This window comes from Streptomyces sp. SD31, from assembly GCF_052068475.1.
Taxonomy (GTDB): Bacteria; Actinomycetota; Actinomycetes; order Streptomycetales; family Streptomycetaceae; genus Streptomyces.
Window position 1 is genome coordinate 78,533 of the sequence record NZ_JBQHCX010000016.1, and the last position, 20,534, is coordinate 99,066.

Annotated in this window: 18 protein-coding genes and 1 pseudogene; 7 read left to right on the forward strand and 12 right to left on the reverse strand. The window is 70.5% G+C overall.

Annotation, left to right across the window (positions count from 1 at the left end):
• Positions 1 to 44: 44 nt before the first annotated feature.
• The 3 genes from ACTMVF_RS30535 to rimP all read right to left on the reverse strand — a co-directional run bounded on the left by ACTMVF_RS30535 (position 45) and on the right by rimP (position 1,948).
• Positions 45 to 341: a YlxR family protein gene (locus ACTMVF_RS30535; protein WP_441274330.1), complete on the reverse strand. Its 297-nt coding sequence runs from the start codon at positions 339 to 341 to the stop codon at positions 45 to 47.
• 102 nt (positions 342 to 443) lie between these two features.
• Positions 444 to 1,430: a transcription termination factor NusA gene (gene nusA / locus ACTMVF_RS30540; RefSeq protein ID WP_030054478.1), complete on the reverse strand. Its 987-nt coding sequence runs from the start codon at positions 1,428 to 1,430 to the stop codon at positions 444 to 446.
• 2 nt (positions 1,431 to 1,432) lie between these two features.
• Positions 1,433 to 1,948, reverse strand: a complete 516-nt coding sequence (gene rimP, locus ACTMVF_RS30545; RefSeq protein ID WP_441274331.1) for a ribosome maturation factor RimP — start codon at positions 1,946 to 1,948, stop codon at positions 1,433 to 1,435.
• A 231-nt stretch (positions 1,949 to 2,179) separates the two neighbouring features.
• Here rimP and ACTMVF_RS30550 point away from each other — a divergent pair, with 231 nt between their 5' ends.
• The 4 genes from ACTMVF_RS30550 (at position 2,180) to ACTMVF_RS30565 (ending at position 4,719) form a co-directional block, all read left to right on the forward strand.
• The gene (locus tag ACTMVF_RS30550; protein WP_441274332.1) at positions 2,180 to 2,713 is read left to right on the forward strand and encodes a hypothetical protein; all 534 of its coding nucleotides are present in this window, start codon (positions 2,180 to 2,182) and stop codon (positions 2,711 to 2,713) included.
• Entirely contained in the window at positions 2,710 to 3,168 is a 459-nt protein-coding gene (locus ACTMVF_RS30555; RefSeq protein WP_441274333.1) for a ferritin-like domain-containing protein, read from the forward strand. The genes ACTMVF_RS30550 and ACTMVF_RS30555 overlap by 4 nt, the downstream gene beginning before the upstream one ends.
• A 91-nt stretch (positions 3,169 to 3,259) precedes the next feature.
• Positions 3,260 to 4,159 (forward strand): aminoglycoside phosphotransferase family protein, encoded by a 900-nt coding sequence (locus ACTMVF_RS30560; RefSeq protein ID WP_441274334.1) that lies wholly within the window; start codon positions 3,260 to 3,262, stop codon positions 4,157 to 4,159.
• A 326-nt stretch (positions 4,160 to 4,485) separates the two neighbouring features.
• A complete protein-coding gene (locus ACTMVF_RS30565) occupies positions 4,486 to 4,719 on the forward strand; it encodes a hypothetical protein (RefSeq protein WP_441274335.1) in 234 nt (77 codons plus the stop codon).
• Between the two features lie 28 nt (positions 4,720 to 4,747).
• Here ACTMVF_RS30565 and ACTMVF_RS30570 read toward each other — a convergent pair whose 3' ends face one another.
• From ACTMVF_RS30570 to ACTMVF_RS30610, 9 genes and pseudogenes are all read right to left on the reverse strand, one after another.
• Positions 4,748 to 6,451: a proline--tRNA ligase gene (locus tag ACTMVF_RS30570; RefSeq protein WP_441274336.1), complete on the reverse strand. Its 1,704-nt coding sequence runs from the start codon at positions 6,449 to 6,451 to the stop codon at positions 4,748 to 4,750.
• A gap of 71 nt (positions 6,452 to 6,522) precedes the next feature.
• Entirely contained in the window at positions 6,523 to 7,089 is a 567-nt protein-coding gene (locus tag ACTMVF_RS30575) for a GNAT family N-acetyltransferase (protein ID WP_441274337.1), read from the reverse strand.
• Between the two features lie 104 nt (positions 7,090 to 7,193).
• The gene (locus tag ACTMVF_RS30580; protein WP_441274338.1) at positions 7,194 to 8,042 is read right to left on the reverse strand and encodes a GNAT family N-acetyltransferase; all 849 of its coding nucleotides are present in this window, start codon (positions 8,040 to 8,042) and stop codon (positions 7,194 to 7,196) included.
• Positions 8,043 to 8,312: 270 nt separating this feature from the next.
• A complete protein-coding gene (gene ispG / locus ACTMVF_RS30585; RefSeq protein ID WP_441274339.1) occupies positions 8,313 to 9,470 on the reverse strand; it encodes a flavodoxin-dependent (E)-4-hydroxy-3-methylbut-2-enyl-diphosphate synthase in 1,158 nt (385 codons plus the stop codon).
• Between the two features lie 169 nt (positions 9,471 to 9,639).
• The gene (locus ACTMVF_RS30590) at positions 9,640 to 10,932 is read right to left on the reverse strand and encodes a M50 family metallopeptidase (RefSeq protein ID WP_441274455.1); all 1,293 of its coding nucleotides are present in this window, start codon (positions 10,930 to 10,932) and stop codon (positions 9,640 to 9,642) included.
• 8 nt (positions 10,933 to 10,940) lie between these two features.
• Complete coding sequence (gene dxr, locus ACTMVF_RS30595; protein WP_441274340.1) at positions 10,941 to 12,197, reverse strand: 1-deoxy-D-xylulose-5-phosphate reductoisomerase; 1,257 nt, start codon at positions 12,195 to 12,197, stop codon at positions 10,941 to 10,943.
• 128 nt (positions 12,198 to 12,325) lie between these two features.
• Positions 12,326 to 14,260 carry an acyl-CoA dehydrogenase family protein gene (locus tag ACTMVF_RS30600; RefSeq protein ID WP_441274341.1) on the reverse strand — a complete coding sequence of 645 codons (1,935 nt, stop codon included), beginning with the start codon at positions 14,258 to 14,260 and terminating at the stop codon, positions 12,326 to 12,328.
• A gap of 110 nt (positions 14,261 to 14,370) precedes the next feature.
• Positions 14,371 to 15,180: a GH12 family glycosyl hydrolase domain-containing protein gene (locus tag ACTMVF_RS30605; RefSeq protein ID WP_441274342.1), complete on the reverse strand. Its 810-nt coding sequence runs from the start codon at positions 15,178 to 15,180 to the stop codon at positions 14,371 to 14,373.
• Positions 15,181 to 15,543: 363 nt separating this feature from the next.
• Positions 15,544 to 15,711 (reverse strand): annotated as a pseudogene (locus ACTMVF_RS30610) (SAM-dependent methyltransferase); the annotation flags it as partial.
• 301 nt (positions 15,712 to 16,012) lie between these two features.
• On the opposite strand from ACTMVF_RS30610, the gene ACTMVF_RS30615 reads away from it, so the two are divergent.
• From ACTMVF_RS30615 to ACTMVF_RS30625, 3 genes are all read left to right on the forward strand, one after another.
• Positions 16,013 to 17,029 carry a LacI family DNA-binding transcriptional regulator gene (locus ACTMVF_RS30615; protein WP_441274343.1) on the forward strand — a complete coding sequence of 339 codons (1,017 nt, stop codon included), beginning with the start codon at positions 16,013 to 16,015 and terminating at the stop codon, positions 17,027 to 17,029.
• A gap of 121 nt (positions 17,030 to 17,150) precedes the next feature.
• Positions 17,151 to 19,208: a glycoside hydrolase family 31 protein gene (locus ACTMVF_RS30620; RefSeq protein WP_441274344.1), complete on the forward strand. Its 2,058-nt coding sequence runs from the start codon at positions 17,151 to 17,153 to the stop codon at positions 19,206 to 19,208.
• 107 nt (positions 19,209 to 19,315) lie between these two features.
• Positions 19,316 to 20,503 carry a sulfotransferase family protein gene (locus tag ACTMVF_RS30625; protein ID WP_441274345.1) on the forward strand — a complete coding sequence of 396 codons (1,188 nt, stop codon included), beginning with the start codon at positions 19,316 to 19,318 and terminating at the stop codon, positions 20,501 to 20,503.
• Positions 20,504 to 20,534: the final 31 nt, after the last annotated feature.

Below are 20,534 nucleotides of genomic sequence, written 5' to 3' on the forward strand. Positions count from 1 at the left end.
CTCGCGGGGTACCTGGGCCGCACGGGGGTTCCGCACGACGCTTCTTACGGTGTTGCCTGCTCAGCAACTCTTGTCTGCTCGACGTACTGGCGCAACGCCTTTGTGTCGAGCGCTCCCGGGGCGCGCAACGCCCGCGTGAACGCCCGGCGGCGTACCGCCTGGTCGAGACAGACCAGTGCGGGGTGTACATACGCACCCCGGCCGGGCAGCGTACCGCGAGGATCAGGGACGCACTCGTCCTTGATCGCCACGATGCGCAGCAGATCAGCCTTGGCCGCTCGCTCCCGGCACCCCACACAGGTGCGTTCAGGGCATGCGCGGACGCGTGTCCGGCCAGACACTCTTAAGTCTACCTCCCCGCACCGACCTCACCCCTTCGGGGCAGGATCCGAACAGTTGTCGCGCAGTAACCTGACGTGATCTAAGCGACCTGCGGCCGGGATCTATTCCCCGGCCTGCTCGGTGTCCGGACGGATGTCGATCCGCCAGCCGGTGAGCCGGGCCGCGAGTCGGGCGTTCTGCCCTTCCTTGCCGATCGCCAGCGACAGCTGGTAGTCGGGCACGGTCACGCGCGCCGAGCGGGCCGCCATGTCCACGACCTCCACCTTGGAGACCCGGGCCGGCGACAGCGCGTTCGCCACCATCTCGGCCGGGTCGTCCGACCAGTCGACGATATCGATCTTCTCGCCGTTCAGCTCGCCCATGACATTGCGCACACGTCCGCCCATGGGGCCGATACAGGCGCCCTTGGCGTTCAGGCCGCTGCGGGTGGACCGTACGGCGATCTTCGTGCGGTGACCGGCCTCGCGGGCGATGGCGGCGATCTCGACGGAGCCGTCGGCGATCTCCGGCACCTCCAGGGCGAAGAGCTTCTTCACCAGATTGGGGTGCGTGCGCGAGAGGGTCACGGAGGGACCGCGGACGCCCTTCGCCACTCGTACGACGTACGACCGAAGCCGCATCCCGTGCGGGTACGTCTCGCCCGGGACCTGCTCCTGCACCGGCAGGATGGCCTCCAGCTTGCCGATGTCGACGAGCACGTTCTTCGGGTCGCGGCCCTGCTGGACCACGCCGGTGACGATGTCGCCCTCACGCCCCGCGTACTCGCCGAGCGTCGCGTCGTCCTCGGCGTCGCGCAGCCGCTGCAGGATGACCTGCTTGGCGGTGGTGGCGGCGATACGGCCGAAGCCGGACGGGGTGTCGTCGAACTCGCGGGCCTCCTGGCCCTCCTCCAGATCCTCGGGATCCTCCTTCGCCCACACGGTCACATGGCCGGTCTCCCGGTTCAGCTCCACGCGCGCGTGGCGGCGGCTTCCCTCGGTGCGGTGGTAGGCGATGAGGAGGGCCGACTCGATCGCCTCGACCAGCAGGGGGAAGGAGATCTCCTTCTCCCGAACCAAGCCCCGCAGGGCACTCATGTCGATGTCCACGGCTACGCCTCCTCTTCCTTCTCGTCCTTGCTGTCTTTGCTGTCCTTGCGGCTGAACTCGACCTGCACGCGCGCCTTGTCGATCTCCGGGAAGCCGAGTCTGCGGGAGGTGGCCTTGCGGCCCTTCACTCCGGGCACTTCGAGATCGACCCCATCGTCGTCGACCTTCAGGATCCGGGCCACCAGCTCGCCGCCCTCGGCCAGTTGGAACTTCACCAGCCGGTCGACGGCACGCACGTAGTGCCGGTGTTCCGTGAGGGGGCGCTCCGCGCCGGGGGTGCCGACCTCGAGGGTGTACTCGCCCTCGCCCATCGCGTCCGTCTCGTCGAGCTTCGCCGAGAGCGCACGGCTCACATCGGCGATCTGGTCCAGGTCCGCCCCGGTGTCGGAGTCGACGACGACGCGCAGCACTCGCTTGCGTCCGACCGAGTCCACCGCGATCTCTTCGAGATCCAGGCCCTGGGAGCTGACGAGCGGTTCCAGCAGTTCTCGCAGCCTCTCGCTCTGGGTGGTGCTCATCCGGGTGACTCCTCGGCCGCGTGTGCTGTTGTGGGATGGTCGCGTGTCTGGTCAAAGGGTATCCGGTCACAAGGACTGTTGCCGTCCACCTGCGCGCGGACGGTGCCGATGAGTGGTGCCGTCCGATTGCGCGGGTACGGTGATCACGGGCCTGCGGCCCACTGATTCCGTAGCTGCCTTCGGAGCCGCTTTCGCAGCTGCTCCGTTACGAGTTCCCCGAGGACGACTGCCGTGCCGTACCCCTCGCCGCCGCGCTCCCCCTCAGGGCCGCGCAGAAGAACCCTGCTCGCCTCTGCCGCCGGGGCCGCCCTGCTGGTTGGCTGCTCCGCCGGGGCCGAGGACTCCGACGGCGGCACGAGCGGCAGCCCGTCGGTCGCCGAGCGGGCACGCGCGCGTGCGGCTCGGGACAGCGAGGGGCTGGTCGAGCGGTACGACGCGGTGCTCGCCGCCCATCCGGCGCTGACGGAGCTGGTGGGGCCGTTGCGGGCGGAGGCCGTACGGCATGTGGAGGCGTTCGGAGGCGGCCGGAAGGCCTCGGACAGTCCGTCACCTTCCGCGTCGCCGTCACCTTCCGGTTCGCCGTCGGCCGCCGTGCCCCTCGACGAGAAGGAGGCCCTCGCCGACCTCGCCGCCACCGAGCGGGCGCTCGCGGACCGGCGGGCCAAGGCGCTGCTGGCCGTGCCGGGCGAGCTGGCGCGGCTGCTGGCCTCGGTGGCCGCGGCCGGGGCGGCACACGCGTATCTGCTGACGGAGGGGGCCAAGTGAGCGAGGCGAAGAAGCAGCGGCTGACGGCGCTCCAGGCGGCGCTCGCCGCCGAGCATGCGGCGGTGTACGGATACGGCGTCGTCGGCGGCCGGATCCGCGAGGGACGGCGCGCTGAGACGCGCGCGGCGTACGACGCACACCGGGCGCGGCGGGACGCGCTGGCGCGCGAGGTGCGCGACTTGGGCGCCGAGCCGGCCGCCGCGAGCGCCGCGTACGCGCTGCCGTTCCCGGTGCCGGACTCGGCCGCGGCCGTCCGGCTCGCCGCCGAACTGGAGGACCGGGTGGCCGGGGTGTACTCCGACCTGGTGCGGGCAGCCGAGGGTGAGCTGCGGGGTACGGCCGCCGAGGCGCTGCGGGAGGCCGCGGTGCGGGCGGTGCGCTGGCGGGGCGAGAGCGTAGCCTTCCCTGGGCTCGCCGAGCGGGCGGGCACGGCGTCGGCGGCGCCCACCGCCTGACGCCGGGCCGACGGACACGTACGGGAGTACGGGAACGGGACACGGGACACGGGACACGGGACACGGGACACGGGAAGGGAACGACTCGCGCATGGCTTTCGAACCGCCGCAGCGTCTGGTCAGGGCGCTCGGTGAGACGGCACCGGACGGTGACGACTGGTTGGAGAAGCTGCCGGAGGCGGCCCACCAGGCCGTCGCGCTACGCGAGTTGACCGTTGAGCGGGTGCAGATGCCGGGAGGCCGCAGCAGCCTGGTGGTGCTGGTACGCCGCCCGGACGGCACCCCCGCCGTGCTGAAGCTGGCCCCGCCCCGGGCCCGCCCGGAGAGCGAGCGGGCCGCGCTGGCGCACTGGGGTGGCGTGGGCGCCGTACAACTGCTCGACGAGCCCCCCGTCGAGGGCGTGCTGTTGCTGGAGCGGCTTCACCCGGATGTTTCGGTGCGGTCGTTGCCGGAGGCGAAGGCGCTGTTGGAGGCGGCGGGGACGCTGCGGCGGCTGTGGGTGGAGCCTCCTGGTGAGCATCCCTTCGAGACCGTCGCCGGGCGGACGGGGCGGCAGGCCGAGGCGATGCGGGCGACTGCGTCTGCGGATGCGGGGGTGGCGGCGCTCGTCGACGCCGCGCTTGCCGCGCGCGAGGAGTTGTTGGCCGCACCGCCTGAGCGGCGGTTGCTGCATGGGACGTTTCGGCAGAGCAAGGTGCTGGCCGGGGAGCGGATGCCGTGGCTGGCGGTGGGGCCGGATCCGGTGGTGGGTGAGTGCGCGTTCGATCTGGCTCGGCTGGTGCGGGATCGAGTGGAGGACCTGATTGCCTCGCCTTCGGGGGCGGCGACTACGCGGCGGCGGGTGAAGCGGCTTGCGGAGTCGTTGGAGGTGGATCAGGAGCGGCTTCGGGGGTGGACGCTGTTTCGGGCCGTGGAGTCCGGGGTGCGGGCGGTCAGGGTTGGGCGGCCCAAGGATGCCGAGTTGTTGCTGGAGTTTGCCGGGTGGCTTTGAGGGTTGTGTCTTGTCTGCGGGTGAGTGGGGGCTGGTCGCGCCCACGCGGCCATGCCGCATATTGATACAGCTCCGCGCTTGAGGCAGGGCCGCACTGGCCGGCCGACGGGAGGGCCAGGTAGCGCTGCACTCGGGAGGTTTCCGCGAGGCCGCAGCGGTCGGCGGGGGGGGCGGCGAGTTCCGAGTCCGTACGGAAGCGGCTGCACGCCGCGTCGGACGCTCGTGCCGAGGGCCCGCCAGTCGGCGGCGGCGGTCGTGCGCAGGGCTGTGCTCATCACGACGCCCCCGACGAGCTCGACGAGGAACTGCTCGATGAGGACGAGGAGTTGTCGGAAGCCGAGGAGTCGTCGGTCGACGAGGTCGAGGACGTCGATTCCCTGCCGCCGCTCGACGTGCTGCTGGAGCTGCTGGAGCTACTCGACCCCGCGCTGCTGCGGCGCCTCTTTCCCTGGTACGCAAGACCGTTCCCCTCCATAGTGACGCTCTGTCACGTCCTACGGTCGGGGAACGGCCTGAGGGAAAGCTGTGCGGCGCCTCCAGGCCCCCGGAGAAGATTCTGAGGGGTTCCTTCAAGGCGCCCCGGGGCGGCTACGCCGTCAGGCGGGCGATCGCCTCGTCCACCGTGAGTTCCTCGCGCTCCCCGGTCCTACGGTCCTTGAGCTCGACGACACCCTCGGCGGCGCGCCGCCCGGCCACCAGGATCTGCGGTACGCCGATCAGCTCCGAGTCGGTGAACTTCACGCCCGGCGAGACGCCCGCCCGGTCGTCGCACAGGACGCGCAGGCCGGCCGCGGAGAGCTTCTCGGAGACGTCGAGGGCGAGTTCGGTCTGAAGGGCCTTGCCGGCGGCGACCACGTGGACGTCGGCCGGGGCGACCTCAGCGGGCCAGCACAGGCCCTTGTCGTCGGCGGTCTGCTCGGCGAGGGCCGCGACGGCGCGGGAGACGCCGACGCCGTAGGAGCCCATGGTCACGCGGACCGGCTTGCCGTTCTGGCCGAGGACGTCGAGCTTGAGGGCGTCGGCGTACTTGCGGCCCAGCTGGAAGATGTGGCCGATCTCGATGGCGCGGTCGAGCTTGAGGCCGGTGCCGCAGTTCGGGCAGGGGTCGCCCTCCTGCACGACCACCACGTCGACGTACTCGCCGACCTCGAAGTCACGGCCGGCGACGACGTTCTTGGCGTGCGTGGCGTCCTTGTTGGCGCCGGTGATCCAGGAGGTGCCGGGGGCCACGCGCGGGTCGGCGATGTACTTGACCTTCTCGCCCAGGCCCTGCGGGCCGACGTAGCCGCGGACCAGGTCCGGGCGGCCCGCGAAGTCCGCCTCGGTGACCATCTCGACGACGGCCGGGGCGAAGTGGGCCTCGACCTTGTCCATGTCGACCTCGCGGTCGCCGGGGACGCCGACGGCGACGATCTCGCCGTCGACCTTCACGAGGAGGTTCTTGAGGGTGGCGGAGGCCGGGACGCCGAGGTGGGCGGCGAGGGTTTCGATGGTGGGGGTGTCCGGGGTGGGGATCTCTTCGAGAGCGGCCACGCCGTCGGCGTCGACCTGCTTCAGCTCGTACGAGATCGCCTCGGTGTTGGCCGCGAAGTCGCAGTTCGGGCAGTCCGCGAAGGTGTCCTCGCCGGCGCCGGCCGGGGCGAGGAACTCCTCCGACTTGGAGCCGCCCATCGCGCCGGCGGTGGCGGCGCAGATGCGGTAGTCGAGGCCGAGGCGCGCGAAGATCTTCTGGTAGGCCTCGCGGTGCAGGGCGTAGGACTGGGCGAGGCCCTCGTCCTCCGTGTCGAAGGAGTACGAGTCCTTCATCAGGAACTCACGACCGCGCAGGATGCCTGCGCGCGGACGGGCCTCGTCACGGTACTTGTGCTGGATCTGGTAGAGGATGACCGGCAGGTCCTTGTAGGAGGATGCCTGGTCCTTCACCAGCAGGGTGAAGATCTCCTCGTGGGTCGGGCCGAGCAGGTAGTCGCCGCCCTTGCGGTCCTTGAGGCGGAACAGCTCCTGGCCGTACTCGTCCCAGCGGCCGGTCGCGTCGTACGGCTCACGCGGCAGCAGCGCGGGGAGCAGCACCTCCTGGGCGCCGATCGCGTCCATCTCCTCGCGGACGATGCGCTCCACGTTGGCGAGGACCCGCTTGCCGAGGGGCAGCCACGACCAGATGCCGGCCGCCGTGCGGCGGACGTAGCCGGCGCGGACGAGCAGCTTGTGGCTGAGGACCTCGGCGTCCGCCGGGTCGTCGCGCAGCGTCTTCGCCATCAACTGGGACATGCGCTGGACCGGTGCGTTCGCCATGGTTCTCGTACTCCTGCTGGTTTGGGTTATGGCAGGAGGTTAGCCGGGGGGGACGGGGCGGTGGAAATCGGTTAACGGCGGCGCAGCGGCAGAGCGGCGCCCATCACGACGTACGGCTTGGGGGCGCTGGGGAAGAGGACCTGGCGGGCGAGGTCCTGGTAGCCGAGGGAGCGGTAGAGGCCGCGGGCGGGGCTTTCCACGTCGATCGCCGAGAGGATCGAGCGGGGTTCGGTGGCGCCGTCCGTGATCGTGGTGATCAGGGAGCGGCCGACGCCTCGGTTCTGGTAGCGCGGGTGGACGTGGAGTTCCGTGATGACGAAGGAGTTGTCGAGCCAGTCGTCGTACCCCTGGGCCCGGAGGTAGGGCTCCACGACGGTGGACCACCAGTGGGTGCGGTCGTTGGGCATGCCGTAGACGAACCCGACGAGGCGCTGCGCTGCGGTGGCGCCGAAGGCCCTTGCTCCCGGGTAGGTCATGTGGCGCAGGACGATCTGGCGGCGTACGGCTACCTCGTCGGGGCCCAGGCCGAAGGCGACGGCTTGGACGGCCAGGGCCTCGTCGACCCGGGCTGAGAGGTCCAGGGGGGCGATCACGATGTCGTCGGGTCGGCGGCGGTGTCCGTGACCGGGAAGGCGCATGTGGGGAGCGTACCGGTGCGCTTCGCCGGATTGCGCCGGGGACTGCGAGTTGTCGTTCGGGTGCGGGTTGTGGGGGTCGGTCGCGTAGTTGCTCTGAAGGGCGTTCAGAACAGAACGCTCATGAAAGCGCCCACCTCTTGGAAACCCACCCTGGTGTACGTGCGCCTCGCCGCCGTGTTGAAGTCGTTCACGTACAGGCTCACCACCGGGGCCACGTCCGCCAGGGCGTAGCGAAGCACCGCTGCCATGCCCGGTGCCGCCAGGCCCTGGCCTCGGTACTCGGGGGCCACCCACACGCCCTGGATCTGGCAGGCGCGGTCCGTCGCGGCGCCGATCTCCGCCTTGAAGACGACCTTGCCGTTCTGGTCGAGGCGGGCGAAGGAGCGGCCGGAGCCCACGAGTTCGGCGACGCGGGCCTGGTACAGCAGCCCGCCGTCCCCTGCCAGCGGCGATACGCCGACCTCCTCGGTGAACATCGCCACGCACGCCGGCATGATCGTCTCCATCTCGTCCTTGCGGATGCGGCGGACGTACGGATCCGGGGTGATGTCGGTCGGCATGCGGTCGGTGACCATGAGGGGCTGGTGGCGGCGGACCTCGCGGGCCGGGCCCCAGTTGGGCTCCAGCAGGCGCCACAGCTGGGCGGTGGATTCTGCGGGCCCGACGATGGAGGAGCAGCGGCGGCCCGCGCGCCGGGCCCGGTCGGCGAAGGCCCGTACCGCTCGCGGGGTGGCGCAGATCGGGACGAGGTTGGCGCCCGCGTAGCACAGGGATGTCAGCATGCCGCCGTCGTACCAGCCCCACATCTCGCCGCCGAGGCGCCAGGGGTCGAGGCCGGCGATCTGGACACGGGAGGTCACGAACGCGTTCGCGACCGGCTCGCGGTCGAGGACGGCGAGCGCGGCGTCCAGGTCGCTCGGTTCGAGCACCCGTGAGGTGGTCTGGGTCAACACGTACGGGGCCTCACGCTGGGGTTCTGCTGGTCCCCGCACTGTACCTGCGGAAGCTTTGCCGTGCCGCCCTGTGGAGGTTGGCCGGCGTTCAGGACGTGACCGCCCGCCCCTGAGGGCTGCCGCCCCGGACCCCCGCTTCGGCCCTGAACGGGCCTCGTCCTCAAACGCCGGACGGGCTGAAAAACCCAGCCCCTCCGGCGTTTGAGGAGCAGGGGTCCAGGGGGCAGAGCCCAAGGATGGGACGGGTAGGGGCGGCAGGCGCGAGAATCCTCAGCCCGCCACCGACACCGAAGGCTCGCCCGACGCGGTCCCGTCCGCCTCCATCTGTTCGGCCAGCTTCATGGCCTCCTCGATGAGGGTCTCGACGATCTTGGACTCGGGGACGGTCTTGATGACCTCGCCCTTGACGAAGATCTGGCCCTTGCCGTTGCCGGAGGCGACGCCGAGGTCGGCCTCGCGGGCCTCGCCGGGGCCGTTCACCACGCAGCCCATGACGGCCACCCGGAGCGGGACCTCCATGCCGGTCAGGCCGGCCGTGACCTCCTCGGCCAGCTTGTAGACGTCGACCTGGGCACGGCCGCAGGACGGGCAGGAGACGATCTCCAGGCCGCGCTGCTTGAGGTTCAGGGACTCCAGGATCTGGATGCCGACCTTCACTTCCTCGGCGGGGGGAGCCGACAGGGACACGCGGATCGTGTCGCCGATGCCCTGGGAGAGGAGGGCACCGAAGGCGACAGCGGACTTGATCGTGCCCTGGAAGGCCGGGCCCGCCTCGGTGACGCCGAGGTGGAGCGGGTAGTCGCACTGGGCGGCGAGCTGCTTGTACGCCTCGATCATGATGACCGGGTCGTTGTGCTTGACCGAGATCTTGATGTCCCGGAAGTCGTGCTCCTCGAAGAGCGAGGCCTCCCAGAGCGCCGATTCGACCAGCGCCTCGGGCGTCGCCTTGCCGTACTTCTGCAGCAGGCGCCGGTCCAGGGAGCCGGCGTTGACGCCGATGCGGATCGGGGTGCCGTGGTCCTTGGCGGCCCGCGCGATCTCCTTGACCTTGTCGTCGAACTGCTTGATGTTGCCAGGGTTCACACGGACCGCGGCGCAACCCGCCTCGATCGCCGCGAAGACGTACTTCGGCTGGAAGTGGATGTCCGCGATGACGGGGATCTGGGACTTGCGGGCGATGGTCGCGAGGGCGTCGGCGTCGTCCTGCGTCGGGCAGGCGACGCGCACGATCTGGCAGCCGGAGGCCGTGAGCTCGGCGATCTGCTGGAGGGTGGCGCCGATGTCCGACGTACGGGTCGTGGTCATCGACTGGACCGAGACCGGCGCGTCTCCGCCCACCGCCACGGAGCCGACCTGGATCTGCCGGCTCTTCCGGCGCTCGGCAACCCTGGTCGGAACGGACGGCATGCCGAGAGAAATCGCAGTCATCTGCTGTGCAACCCCAAGTCGTGGATCAAGGTCCGGTCCCGTCAGCAGCGGGCTCCAGGCTTCGAGATTACGGCACCGGGGCTGGCCCCAGCACATCACGGTCCGTAAACCCACTCAATGGAAGGCGGCCCGGGACATACGCTCCCGGGCCGCCTTGAACTCCGTATGACTAGGAGATTCTGACCGGGTTAACCACGTCCGCGACCAGAACCAGCAGTGTGAAGCAGATGAAGATTCCGGCCACCACGTACGCCACGGGCATCAGCTTCGCCACGTCGAACGGGCCCGGGTCCGGGCGGCGCAGCACCTTCGCCGTGTTGCGGCGCAGCGACTCCCACAGGGCGCCCGCGATGTGGCCGCCGTCGAGCGGCAGCAGCGGGAGCATGTTGAACAGGAACAGGGAGAGGTTGAAGCCGGCCAGGAGGAAGACGAAGGTGGCCAGCTGTTGCGAGGCCGGGATGTCCAGCGTCGCGATCTCACCGCTGACCCTTGCCGCGCCGACGATGCCCATCGGGGAGTCCGGCTCGCGCGGGCCGTCGCCGAAGGCCGCGTCCCACAGTGCGGGGATCTTGGAGGGCAGGGCGACGAGGGAGTCGACGGCGTCGCCGACCCGGTCGGTCATCCAGGTCACCGAGTCGCCGAAGTCCTGTTTGACGACGCCGGTGGCGGCGCTGAAGCCGAGGAAGCCGGCCTGGACGAAGTCGTCCTGGACATACGCCCCGCTGGCGTCCTTCTTCACGACCCAGTTGGTGGCGATCTTCGCGTGCAGGGTCAGTTCCTCGCCCTTGCGGTCGACGACGATCGGGACGTTCTCGCCGGCGCTGCCGCGGATGAGGTCGGAGAGGGTGTTCCAGTCCTCGGTCCGTACCCCGTCGAAGGAGACGATCTTGTCGCCGGCCTTCATGCCCGCGGCCGCGGCCGGGGACTTGTCGTCGGACGCCTTGCAGTCCTCGCGCTTCTCCTTCTGGTCGATGACGCACTGGGAGACCGAGCTGACGGTGGTGGTCTGCTGCTGGATGCCGAAGCCCATCAGCACGGTGAGGAACAGGGCCACCGCGAGGACGAGGTTCATGAAGGGGCCCGCGAACATCACGATCACGCGCTTCCACGGCTTGCGCGTGTAGAACAGGCGGCTCTCGTCGCCGGGGCGCAGCTCCTCGTAGGACTGTGCGCGGGCGTCCTCGATCATGCCGCGCCAGGGTGAAGTGGAGCGGGCTTCGAGGCGGCCGTCGGGGCCGGGCGGGAACATGCCGATCATGCGGATGTAGCCGCCGAACGGGATCGCCTTGATGCCGTACTCGGTCTCGCCCTTGTTCCGTGACCAGAGGGTCGGGCCGAAGCCGACCATGTACTGCGGCACACGGATGCCGAACAGCTTGGCCGTGGACAGGTGGCCCAGCTCGTGCCAGGCGATCGAGAAGAGCAGCCCGACCGCGAACAGCACTATGCCGAGGATGAACATCAGGGTCGTCATGCACGGGCCTCCGCCGTGTGTACCGCCAGTTCCTGTGCCCGCCTTCGAGCCCAGGTCTCCGCTTCGAGGACGTCCGCGACGGTGAGTGAAGTTCCCGTCCGCGGGGTGCCGTGTTCCTCCACCACCCGCGTCACGGTCTCCATGATCCCGTTGAACGGCAGTGCGCCGGCCCGGAAGGCCTCCACGCACTCCTCGTTGGCCGCATTGAACACCGCGGGTGCCGTGCCCGCGAGCTCGCCCACGTGGCGCGCCAGATTGACCGATGGGAACGCGTCGTTGTCGAGCGGGAAGAACTCCCAGGTCGACGCCTTGCTCCAGTCGAACGTGGGCGCGGCGTCCGGGATGCGCTCCGGCCAGCCGAGGCCGATGGCGATCGGCCCGCGCATGTCGGGGGGCGTCGCCTGGGCGATCGTGGATCCGTCCGTGAACTCAACCATCGAGTGAACATACGACTGGGGATGCACGACCACCTCAATGCGGTCGAAGGAAATGTCGTAGAGCAGATGCGCCTCGATGACCTCCAGACCCTTGTTGACGAGGGTCGCGGAGTTGATCGTGATGACCGGGCCCATCGCCCAGGTGGGGTGGGCGAGGGCGTCCTCGACCGTCACATTGGCCAGCTCGGCCTTGGTGCGGCCGCGGAAGGGGCCGCCGGAGGCGGTGACCACCAGCTTGCGCACGTCCGCGCGCGTGCCGGACGCCAGCGCCTGGAACAGGGCCGCGTGCTCGGAGTCGACCGGGATGATCTGCCCGGGCTTGGCGAGGGCCTTGACCAGCGGGCCGCCGACGATGAGGGACTCCTTGTTGGCGAGCGCGAGGGTGCGGCCCGCCTCCAGGGCGGCGAGGGTGGGCGCGAGGCCGATGGAGCCGGTGATGCCGTTCAGGACGGTGTGGCAGTCGGAGGCGGCGACCTGAGTGGCCGCGTCCGGTCCTGCGAGGATCTCGGGGAGCGGCTCCCCCGTGCCGTACTGGGCCGTCAGAGCTTCCCGCAGTGCCGGTACGACGTCCTCGCGGGCGACCGCGACGGTCCGCGCCCTCAGCCGGTACGCCTGCTCGGCGAGGAGGGCGACCCGGCCGCCGTTGGCGGACAGGGCGGTGACCCGGAACCGGTCGGGGTTGCGCAGCACGAGGTCGATGGCCTGAGTGCCGATCGAGCCGGTGGAGCCGAGGATCACCACGTCCTTGGGGCCGTCGCCCGCCAAAGGGTCGTAGACGAGATGCGGGTCGGCGAGGGGGGCTGGACTGTCGCTCATCCCCCCATTGTGGCCGTAACGGCTGGCGGGGAGGACAGGGCGTCCCCTTCGGTGGGTTACAGGATGGTGAGAGGTCGCTGCGGGCAGTGACCCCTCAGCGACCTCTCAGCGACCTCTCAGCGCGTCCGTCACCTGATCGGGCGGTGCACGTTCTCCCGCCGGCTCGGGCCCGGTGTCGCGTCGGCGATCCATGGGGCGCCGTCGTCCGACGGGTCGACGATGCCCTGCTCCAGCCACTCGTACGTGCCCGACATCACGCCCTTGACGACCTTGCGGTCGAGGTCGTCGGTGTTGGACCACAGGCGGCCGAAGAGCTCCTCGATGCGCAGGCGGGCCTGGTGGCAGAAGGCGTCGGCGAGCTGGTAGGCCTCGCGGCCGTGCTCGCCCTGGCCGCGCAGGTGCTCTGCGCGGACACAGGCCGCGCTCATGGCGAACAGCTCGGCGCCGATGTCCACGACACGGCCCAGGAAACCCTGCTTGGTCTCCATGCGGCCCTGCCAGCGGGACATGCCGTAGAAGGTGGAGCGGGCGAGCTTGCGGGACGTTCGTTCGACGTAGCGCAGGTGTGCGGACAGGTCGACGCCGTGTTTGAACTCGCCGAAGGAGTACGGCAGTTGACCTTGACCCGCAACCAGCTTCGGCAGCCACTTGGCGTAGAAGACGCCGGCGTTCGCGCCTGCCTTCGCCTTGTCCTGGAGGGACTTCTCCGGGTCGATGAGGTCGCCGGCGACCGAGAGGTGGGCGTCGACGGCCTCGCGGGCGATCAGGAGGTGCATGATCTCCGTCGAGCCCTCGAAGATGCGGTTGATGCGCAGGTCGCGCAGGACCTGCTCGGCGGGGACCGCGCGCTCGCCGCGGGCCCGCAGCGACTCGGCCGTCTCGAAGCCCCGGCCGCCGCGGATCTGGACGAGTTCGTCGGCGATCAGCCAGGCCATCTCGGAGGCGTAGAGCTTGGCGAGGGCGCCTTCGATGCGGATGTCGTTGCGGTCCTCGTCGGCCATCTGCGAGGCGAGGTCGGTGACGGCCTCCAGGGCGAAGGTGGTGGCCGCGATGAAGGAGATCTTCGAGCCGACGGCCTCGTGATGGGCGAGCGGCTTGCCCCACTGCTCACGCGCCGCCGACCACTCGCGGGCGATCTTCAGACACCACTTGCCGGCCGCGACGCAGGATGCGGGGAGGGAGAGCCGCCCGGTGTTCAGGGTCGTCAGGGCGATCTTCAGGCCCGCGCCCTCGGGCCCGATGCGGTTGGCAGCCGGGACCCTGACCTGGTGGAAGCGGGTGACGCCGTTCTCGATGCCGCGCAGGCCCATGAAGGCGTTGCGGTTCTCGACCGTGATGCCGGGCGAGTTGGTCTCCACGACGAAGGCCGTGATGCCGCCCTTGTGACCCTCGGACTTCGGCACCCGGGCCATGACGACGAGGAGGTCGGCGACCACGCCGTTGGTCGTCCACAGCTTGACCCCGTCGAGGACGTAGTCGTCCCCGTCCGGTACGGCGGAGGTGGCGAGGCGGGCCGGGTCGGAGCCCACGTCGGGCTCGGTCAGCAGGAAGGCGCTGATGTCGGTGCGGGCGCAGCGCGGCAGGAACCGTTCCTTCTGCTCCGGGGTGCCGAAGAGCTTGAGCGGCTGCGGTACGCCGATCGACTGATGGGCGGAGAGCAGGACGCCGATCGCCGGGGACGCCGAGCCGGCCAGGGCGAGGGCCTTGTTGTAGTAGACCTGGCCGAGGCCGAGCCCGCCGTACTTGGTGTCGATCTTCATGCCGAAGGCGCCGAGTTCCTTGAGCCCGTCGATCACGTCGTCGGGGATGCGGGACTCGCGCTCGATGAGGGCGCCGTCGACCTTCGTCTCGACGAAGTCGCGCAGTTTGGCGAGGAACTCCTCGCCGCGCTGGGCGGCCTCGTCGGTGGGCATCGGGTGGGGGTGGATGAGGTCGAGGCGGAAGCGGCCGAGGAACAGTTCCTTGGCGAAGCTGGGCTTGCGCCATTCCTGTTGCCGGGCGGCCTCCGCCACCTGGCGGGCCTCACGCTCACTGACAGTAGGCTTCGTGGGTGCTGCGGACATGAGGCTCACCTCGCCGCGAATCGGGATCTTGGGCCGTTTGGTTACCGACGGGTGCTACCCGATCGTATGTACCCGATTCCGGGCGACCCCACCACCCCGCGCGCGTCCGTTCAGCCGACGTTGACGGAGTACGCCTTGGTGTCCAGTCGGCCCGTGCCCTTGAAGACCTCGGTGCCGGACTCGATGCCGGAGACGTACTTGTCGTTGCTCAGCAGGTTGCGCCGGACGAGTGCTTGGGTGAAGTCGTCGAGGTTGAGCGTGGCCTTGGTGGTGTTGGTGCGGCGGACGAAGGAGTAGACGTTCCAGCCGATGTCGCCCCGGTAGATGTCCCACATCGCACCGCCCAGGCTGACGCTGCCGAACTTGGTGCCCAGCGGGCCCGCGCCGCCCTGGCGGTTGAGCCAGATCATGACCTCGTCGGTGGGCCGGTCCTGCCAGTCGGCGGTGTTCTTGGTGTGCAGCCACAGGTCGTAGGCGACGTTCATGGTGCCGGGGTTGGAGCTGACGGAGAACTCCCAGCTCGTCCGTACCGGCTTGCGGTCGCCGACGCGGATCGGCAGGCCGGTGGTCGCCTTGTCGACCTTCCAGCCCCAGTGCCAGCCGAGGACGGTGGAGGCGTACGTCTTGACGTCGTAGTCCTTGCCGGTGGCGCTGTTGGCCAGGCTGTAGTTCGTGCCCCAGGAGATCGTCGAGCCCGACCGGGAGTTGTCCCAGACGCACTGGGTGCCGGTGAACTTGCCCTCGTTCCAGAGGTTGTTGTTCACGTAGTACTTGCCGAGCGTGATCGTGTCGAAGGCCGCGCACTTCTTGCTCGACTCGTCCGCCTGGGCGACGGTGACACCGGCGGCCGCCGCGAGGGCGACAGCGGCGGAGACCAGGGTCTTCGCCTTCTTGGACAGGCGGGGGCGGCGGTGCTGCATGGGGGACGGTCCTTCCGGGGCTGGATCGCTTACGTCCCCTCAGTGGCCGCCGCCTCCGGGAAAGGTTGCCGTCAGGTGGGCGGGAGGCCCGTGACCGAGGGCAGCTCGCAGCGGCCGTCGACCGGGTTGTCCGGCCACGCTCGGCCACCGGGACCCGCCCTGCTCGAACAGCCCGCACCCGGCCACCGCCCCCCTGGAGCGTCGGCCCGGCGAGACAGGTGACGGTCCAGGGGGCTGGGCCGCCGAGGCCGTATCCCAGGACCGGCGCGCCGCCGGGCGACCACCGCCGGCGCCGCATCGGTCTTCCGCCTGAAGCACCGCCGCGATCCGGTGCGGACCGATCGTCCGGCCGCCGAGGTCCGGGCAGCCGCCGCTCACCAGCGGCCGCACCGTCCGGTCCAGCGCGCGCTGCGTGAAGGTCATCACGCGCCCGCCGCCCCGGCCGTGCTGGAAGAACCGCACCACACCGCCGGGCCGCAGTACCCGCCGTGCCTCACCGAGCGCCCGCGGCGCGTCCCGCACGCTGCACATTCCGTGGTCCCCCACGCCCGGTCATGGTAGGGAGGAAGGCGCACCCCGGAAGCCCATACCGGGCACGCGGCGCGGAGGGCCGCCCCGGGCACCCGCCCCGGACGCCGTCCCGGGCACGCGGCGCGGAAGGCCGGCGTACCCGCCAAGGCCCGCGTCGACGTGCCCCGGGAAACTCCGAGTCGAAGCGCTTCGACAACCTATGGACACCCACCCCCGGTGGAGCTACTGTCGAACCACCCTCACACCCGCCCTTATTCGTACTGCGCACTGTCGAAGCGCTTCACAAAGCTTGGAGAGCTGGATGGTCACCCTCGCCGAGGTCGCCCAGCACGCCGGAGTCTCGGCGAGCACGGTGAGCTATGTCCTCAGCGGCAAGCGGTCCATCTCCGGGGCCACCCGGCAGCGGGTCGAGCAGAGCATCCGCGAACTCGGCTACCACCCGAACGCGGGCGCCCGTGCCCTGGCCAGCAGCAAGTCGAACATCATCGCGCTGATGATCCCGCTGCGCACCGACATGTACGTGCCGGTGATGATGGAGATCGCCATCGCGGTGGCCACCACGGCCCGTACGCACGGATACGACGTGCTGCTGCTGACCGGCGAGGAGGGCCCCGACGCCGTGCGCCGGGTCACCGGCAGCGGGCTGGCCGACGCGATGATTCTGATGGACGTCCAGCTGGACGACGAGCGGCTGCCGCTGCTGCGCGGCACCGACCAGCCGTCCGTGCTGATCGGGTTGCCGGCCGACACCTCCGGGCTGACCTGCGTCGATCTCGACTTCAAGGCGACCGGCGCGCTGTGTGTGGAGCATCTGGCGATGCTGGGACACCGGGACATCGCTGTCATAGGCGAGGCCCCGGCCGTCTACGAACGGCACACCGGTTTCGCCGAGCGCACACTCGACGGACTCCGGCTGCGCTCCCAGGAGTTGGGGATGCGGCTGCTGCACCGGCCCTGCGAGGGCGGGTACGACGCGATGGCCGTCACCCTCGCCCGGATACTCGACGAGCGGCCGAGCACCACGGGGTTCGTCGTGCAGAACGAGTCGGCGGTCGAGCCGCTGCTCGCCCTGCTGCGCCAGCAGGGCCGTGCCGTGCCCGAGGACGTGTCGGTGGTCGGCATCTGCCCCGACCAGGTCGCCACCCAGGCCTCGGTGCGGCTGACGTCCGTCTCCATTCCCGCGCAGGAGATGGGCCGGCATGCCGTGCAGCAGCTGGTCGCCAAGCTGGAGGGGCGCGGCAGTGACGAAGTCGTGCTGATCGCGCCCGAGTTGACGCAGCGGGCGAGCACGGGCCCGGCGCCGTCCGCCACCCACTGACCGTTCCTCCATCCGTTCCTCCGCCCCGTTCCTCCACTCCGTCCCGCACCTCCTTTCCGCACCGTGCCCTTGCGGGGCACCCCCATGTCTGCCCCCGCCGCCCTCTTCAGGAGCGCCTCTCGTGAATCAGCCTGCCGACAACCAGCCCCAGCCAGGCACGGTCAGCCTCGCGCAGTCGTCCCCGACCGTCGGCACGTTCCGTGAGCGGGACGGCGCGCTGGAGTGGAGCGGCCGCCAGGAGACGCTGCGCGTCGAGCCGTGGGGTCCGGACGCGGTCCGGGTGCGTGCCCGGCTCGGCGGCCCCATCCTCGACAAACTGCCGGGCGCGCTCCTGGAGTCCGCCCCGGCGACCGAGTCGACGGTCAAGATCGAGGACGGGCTGGGAGTGGTGACCGTCGGCGCACTGACCGTCGAGGTCGACGCCGAGGGCCTGATCCGCTTCCTGCGCACCGAGGACGGCACCGAGGTGCTCGCCGAGGAGCGCGCCCACTTCTGGTGGCCGGGCTCGCGGCTCTACACCGCCGTCGGCAACGGCTACCACCGGCTGGAGCAGCGCTTCGCCGCGTACGACGACGAGAAGCTGTACGGCCTCGGCCAGCACCAGCACGGCCGTCTCGACCAGAAGGGCCTGGTCCTGGACCTGGTCCAGCGCAACGCCGAGGTCGGCATCCCGGTGCTGGCCTCCAGCCGCGGCTACACCCTGCTGTGGAACAACCCGGCGATCGGCCGCGTGGAGCTCGCGCACAACGGCACCCGGTGGGTGGCCGACTCCGCCCGCCAGATCGACTACTGGATCACCGCGGGCACCCCGGCCGACGGCCAGCGCCGCTACAGCGCGGTGACCGGCCGTACGCCGATGCTGCCCGAGTGGGCGGCGGGCTTCTGGCAGTGCAAGCTGCGCTACCGCACGCAGGACGAACTCCTCTCCGTCGCACGGGAGTACAAGCGCCGCGGTCTGCCCATCGACGTCATCGTCTGCGACTTCTTCCACTGGACCCACCTGGGCGAGTGGAAGTTCGACCCGAAGGAGTGGCCGGACCCGGCGGCGATGGTGCGCGAGCTGGACGAGCTCGGCATCAAGCTGGTGGTCAGTGTCTGGCCCTCGGTCTCCCCGCTCTCCGAGAACCACCCGGTCATGGAGCAGCGCGGCTACTTCATCGGCACCCAGTACGGACCGATGGCACACGCCGACTGGCCCGACAAGGAGGTGGCGTCAACAGTCCAGGTGGCCTTCTACGACGCCACCAACCCCGACGCCCGCGAGTTCGTGTGGTCCAAGGTCAAGCAGAACTACCTCGACCGGTACGGCATCACGGCCTTCTGGCTGGACGCCTGCGAGCCGGAGCTGAAGCCGGGCTTCCAGGAGAACCTGCGCTACTGGACGGGCCCCGGCCTGGAGGTCGGCAACATCTACCCGGCCGAGAACGCCCGCACCTTCTACGAGGGCCTGCGAGCGTCCGGCTCCGGCGAGGACGAGATCATCACCCTCAACCGCTCGGCGTGGGCGGGCAGTCAGCGCTACGGCGCCGCCCTGTGGTCCGGTGACATCGGCACCGACTTCCCGACGCTGCGCCGCCAGATCGCGGCCGGCCTGAACACCGCGCTGTCCGGCATCCCCTGGTGGAACACCGACATCGGCGGCTTCCACGGCGGCGACCCGGACGACCCGGCGTACCGCGAGGTCATGGTCCGCTGGTTCCAGTTCGGCGCCCTGTCCCCGCTGATGCGCCTGCACGGCTTCCGCGACCCGGGCATGCCGCTCGGCCCGCAGATGACCGGCGGCCCGAACGAGGTGTGGTCGTACGGCGAGGAGGCCGGCGCCATCCTGGAGCGGTACCTGCGGCTGCGCGAGCGCCTGAAGCCGTACGTCCTTCAGGTCATGCGCGAGGCTCACGAGGAGGGCCTGCCGGTGATGCGGCCGCTGTTCCTGGAGTTCCCCGAGGACCAGGCGGCCTGGTCGGTCGACGACTCGTACCTGTTCGGCCGCGACCTGCTCGTCGCGCCGGTGCTGACGGCGGGCGCGACGGCCCGCACGGCGTACCTTCCGGCGGGGGCGCGCTGGACGGACGCGTGGACCGGGGAGACGTACGAGGGCGGTACGACCGTGACGGTCGACGCCCCGCTGGACCGCATCCCGCTGTTCCTGCGGGATGCGGCACGGCTGCCTGTAGCGGAGTAGCCGTGTCGGAGGGGGTGGCCGGGGGGTGGAGGTCTTCCGGTCACCCCCTTGACCAATCACCCAACTCACCGTCGCCGTGGGCGAGTTCAGCGGGATAGAGTCGCCGCGTGCCCTCGACTCCGATAGCCCTCGCCCTGGCCGATCTGCTGCTGCGTCCGACCTTCGGCTCCCGCCGCGGGCCCGACCGGGTCTTCGACCGGATCGCGGTGGAGGCCGGGGAGTCCGCGGGGGACGACCGGTTCGTCGACGACTTCCGGTCGCTGCTGGGCTGGTGGGCGCGGGCCGAGAACCTCACCCCGGTCGGCTGGCAGTCCGCGCAGGTCTTCGTGCGCCGGCATCTCACCAACCGGGCCCGCGTACGGCGGTTGATCGCCGAGCATCCCGAGATCGAGCGGGAGCCGATCGAGAAGCCGGTGTTCGTCGTGGGGCTGCCGCGCACCGCGACCACCGTCACGCACGCCGTCCTGTCGCTCTCGGCCGAGCACCGGGGCCCGCTGCTGTGGGAACTGCTCACGCCCGACCTGGAGTTGCCGCCCCGGCAGCGCCGCAAGGCGGTCACGGCGGGGCGTCGTCTGGTCCAGGGCACCAACCTTTTCGCGCCGCGCTTCCGCGACATCCATCCGATGGCCGCCGAGGGCCCGGAGGAGTGCACCTTCGCCCTGCCGCACGCCCTCATGCCGCTGTCGCAGGCGCTGATCCCCGAGTACGGGGCGTGGTACCGCGAACGGGACTTCGTCGACGAATACCGGTATCTCAAGCAGGTGTTCCAGGTCCTCCAGTACGGCCGCCCGCACCGCCGCTGGATCCTCAAGTCACCCATGCACCTGGGCAACCTCGACGCGCTGCGGACGGTCTTCCCGGACGCCACGATCGTGTGGTGCCACCGCGACCCGGTGACCGTCGTGGCCTCCTTCTGCAGCCTGATCGAGCACGGCATGGCCGTCAGCACCCGCCCGCTCGACCTGCACCGCATCGGCACCCTCTGGCTCGATCTGCTGAGCCACGCCATGACACGCGGCCTCGCGGCCCGCGCCGCCATCCCGCCCCACACCCTGGTGGACGCCCCCTACGCCCGGCTCGCCACCGAGCCGGCCACGGGCGCCCCCAAGCTGTACGACGCGATCGGCGCCCGCTGGACCGACGCCGAGGCCGCCCGGCTCCCCGGGGCCGTCGCCCGCCCGAAGGGCACCCGCCCGCACCGCTACGACCTGGCCCGCTACGGCCTGACCCGCGCCGACGTGGAGTCCGCCTTCGCCGACTACAACGCACTGCGGGCCGAGGTCGACCGCGCCTGAGGACAGACACGGCGCGACCCCGGCCCTGATG

Excerpts from the sequence above, each read along its gene's own strand:
- rimP (WP_441274331.1), bottom strand. The coding sequence starts at position 1,948 with ATGAGCACCACCCAGAGCGAGAGGCTGCGAGAACTGCTGGAACCGCTC.
- ACTMVF_RS30560 (WP_441274334.1), top strand. The coding sequence starts at position 3,260 with ATGGCTTTCGAACCGCCGCAGCGTCTGGTCAGGGCGCTCGGTGAGACG.
- ACTMVF_RS30570 (WP_441274336.1), bottom strand. The coding sequence starts at position 6,451 with ATGGCGAACGCACCGGTCCAGCGCATGTCCCAGTTGATGGCGAAGACG.
- ACTMVF_RS30575 (WP_441274337.1), bottom strand. The coding sequence starts at position 7,089 with ATGCGCCTTCCCGGTCACGGACACCGCCGCCGACCCGACGACATCGTG.
- ispG (WP_441274339.1), bottom strand. The coding sequence starts at position 9,470 with ATGACTGCGATTTCTCTCGGCATGCCGTCCGTTCCGACCAGGGTTGCC.
- ACTMVF_RS30590 (WP_441274455.1), bottom strand. The coding sequence starts at position 10,932 with ATGTTCATCCTCGGCATAGTGCTGTTCGCGGTCGGGCTGCTCTTCTCG.
- dxr (WP_441274340.1), bottom strand. The coding sequence starts at position 12,197 with ATGAGCGACAGTCCAGCCCCCCTCGCCGACCCGCATCTCGTCTACGAC.
- ACTMVF_RS30600 (WP_441274341.1), bottom strand. The coding sequence starts at position 14,260 with ATGTCCGCAGCACCCACGAAGCCTACTGTCAGTGAGCGTGAGGCCCGC.
- ACTMVF_RS30605 (WP_441274342.1), bottom strand. The coding sequence starts at position 15,180 with ATGCAGCACCGCCGCCCCCGCCTGTCCAAGAAGGCGAAGACCCTGGTC.
- ACTMVF_RS30615 (WP_441274343.1), top strand. The coding sequence starts at position 16,013 with ATGGTCACCCTCGCCGAGGTCGCCCAGCACGCCGGAGTCTCGGCGAGC.